Raw genomic sequence first — 2,884 nt, forward strand, 5'->3', positions numbered from 1 at the left:
ACTACACCGAGGTGTCGATCACCCGGCGGATGTTCCGCGACGGCGCCAGCGAATACGAGATCAACGGCGCCAGTTGCCGGTTGATGGACATCCAGGAATTGCTGAGTGACTCCGGGATCGGCCGTGAAATGCACGTCATCGTCGGGCAGGGCAAGCTGGGCGAGGTCCTGGAGTCGCGGCCCCAAGACCGGCGGGCGTTCATCGAAGAGGCCGCCGGCGTGCTCAAACACCGCAAACGAAAGGAAAAAGCCGTCCGCAAGCTGGAGGCGATGTCAGCCAACCTGGCCCGGCTCACCGACCTGACCACCGAGCTGCGCCGCCAGCTCAAACCACTGGGCCGCCAGGCCGAAGTGGCGCACCGTGCCGCAACGATCCAGGCCGACCTGCGCGACGCCCGGCTACGGCTGGCCGCCGACGACCTGGTCGCCCGGCAGGCCGAATTCACCGGCGCAGGCGACGCCGAGGCGACATTGCGTCACGAGCATGACCAGATCAGCACGCGGTTGACGGCGGCCGCCGAGGAACGGGCCGCCCACGAGGCGGCAGTGGCCGATCTGACACAGCGCGCCGAAGCCACGCAGCAGACCTGGTTCGCGCTCTCGGCGCTGGCCGAACGGGTCAGCGCCACCGTGCGGATCGCCAGCGAACGCGCCCACCACCTTGACGAAGAGCCGGTCGCTGCGGGCGGCGCGGACCCGGATGCACTGGAAGCCGAGGCCGAGCAGGTGGCCGCCGCTGAGCGCCAGCTGCTGGCTGAGCTGGCCGACGCCCGAACCCGACTCGAGACCGCCCGCGGTGAGCTGGCCGAGCGCCAGCACCGTGCCGCGGAAGCCGAAAAAGCGCACCTGGCCGCGGTGCGTGCCGAAGCCGACCGCCGCGAAGGGCTGGCCCGGCTGACCGGTCAGGTGGAAACGATGCGGGCGCGGGTCGACTCGATCGACGACAGCGTCGCTGCGCTCTCGCAGCGCATCGAGGAGGCCGCCGGCCGCGCCCGGCAGGCCCAGGCGGAGTTCGAAACCGTGCAGGGCCGGGTCGACGAGCTGGATCAGGGTGAGGTCGGTCTCGACGAGCACCACGAGCGAACCGTGGCGGCGTTGCGGCTGGCCGACGAGCGGGTCGTCGAGCTGCAGGCGGCGGAGCGTGGCGCCGAACGTCAGGTGGCATCACTGCGGGCCCGTATCGAGGCGCTGTCGATGGGGCTGGAACGCAAAAACGGCGCGACGTGGTTAGCCGAAAACTTCCACGATGCAGGACTTTTCGGTTCGGTCGCGAAGCTGGTCAAGGTACACGCAGGATATGAGACGGCGCTGGCCGCGGTGCTGGGAGCTGTCGCCGACGCGGTGGCCGCCGATGACTTCGGCGCGGCCCGCTCAGCGGTGACCGCGCTCAAGAAAGCCGACGGAGGCCGGGTCGCCATTGTGCTGGGGGACTGGCCCGCCGCAGAGAATCCTGAGCCGACCCCGTCCAGCATCCTGCCCGGTGGGGCCGTCTGGGCGCTGGACCTGATCGATGCTCCGGCGCGGCTGCGTGGCGCAATGACCGCCATGCTGTCGCAGGTGGCGGTGGTCGCCGACCTGTCCGCGGCGCTGAACCTGGTGACCGCCCACCCGCAGCTGCGTGCGGTCACCGTCGACGGCGATCTGGTGGGCGCAGGCTGGGTCAGCGGCGGTTCGGATCATAAGCTGTCGGTGCTGGAGATCACCGGTGAGATCGACAAGGCCCGCACCGAGCTGGCCGCCGCCGAGGCGCAGGCCGGACAACTAGGCGCGGCGCTGTCCGGTGCGCTGACCGAGCAGGCCGCCCGTCGGGACGCGGCCGAACAGGCGTTGGCTGCGCTCAACGAATCCGATACCGCCATCTCGGCCATCTACGAGCAGCTCGGCCGGCTCGGACAGGAGGCTCGCTCCGTCGACGCCGAGTGGCGTCGCCAGCTGCGTCAGCGTGCGGACCTGGAGGCCGTGCGTGCCCAGACGGTCACCGAGCTCGGTGAGCTGGAGTCCCGGCTGGGCAATGCCGAACAGGCCCAACCCGCGGGCGAGGCCCAGTCGGCCGATCGCCAGCAGCTCGCTGCCGCCGCCGAAGCCGCCCGCGGCGCCGAGGTGGAAGCCCGGCTCGCGGTGCGCACCGTCGAGGAACGCGTCGACGCGGTTCGCGGGCGGGCGGATTCGCTGCGCCGGGCAGCCGCCGCCGAACGCGAGGCGCGGCTGCGCGCCCAGCAGGCCCGCGCTGCGCGCTTGCACGCCGCCGCGGTCGCGGCCGCGGTCGCCGACGCCGGACGAATGCTGGCCGCGCGGCTAGGCCAGGTGGTGACGACCGCATCGCAGACCCGTGACGGGCTGGCCACCGAACGCCGGCAGCGCACGACCGCGATGGGAACCGCTCGCGACGAGGTGAACATGTTGAACAGCCGCCTGGGCATCCTCACCGAGGCTCTGCACCGTGACGACGTGGCCAAGGCGCAAGCGGCGCTGCGTATCGAACAGCTCGAGCAGATGGTGCTCGAACAGTTCGGGATGGCGCCGGCTGACCTGGTCGCCGAATACGGCCCCGAGGTCGCCCTGCCGCCGTCGGAGCTGGAGACGGCCGAGTACGAGCAGGCCCGCGAGCGCGGCGAACAGGTGCGGCCACCCGCGCCGATGCCGTTCGACCGGGCCACCCAGGAACGCCGGGCCAAACGTGCCGAACGGGAACTGGCCGAGCTGGGCCGGATCAACCCGCTGGCGCTGGAGGAGTTCGCCGCGCTGGAGGAACGCTACAACTTTCTGTCCACCCAACTCGAGGATGTCCAAGCGGCCCGCAAGGACCTGCTCGATGTGGTCGCCGACGTCGACGCCCGCATCCTGGGCGTGTTCACCGACGCCTACACCGACGTGCAGCGCGAGTT

Annotated in this window: 1 protein-coding gene; it reads left to right on the top strand. The window is 71.1% G+C overall.

Annotation, left to right across the window (positions count from 1 at the left end; translation table 11 throughout):
• A partial coding sequence (smc, locus tag AC2VON_RS01635) for a chromosome segregation protein SMC (protein ID WP_486951370.1) occupies positions 1-2,884 on the top strand: 2,884 nt, incomplete at both ends.

The organism is Mycobacterium sp. TH-M82, assembly GCF_057473605.1.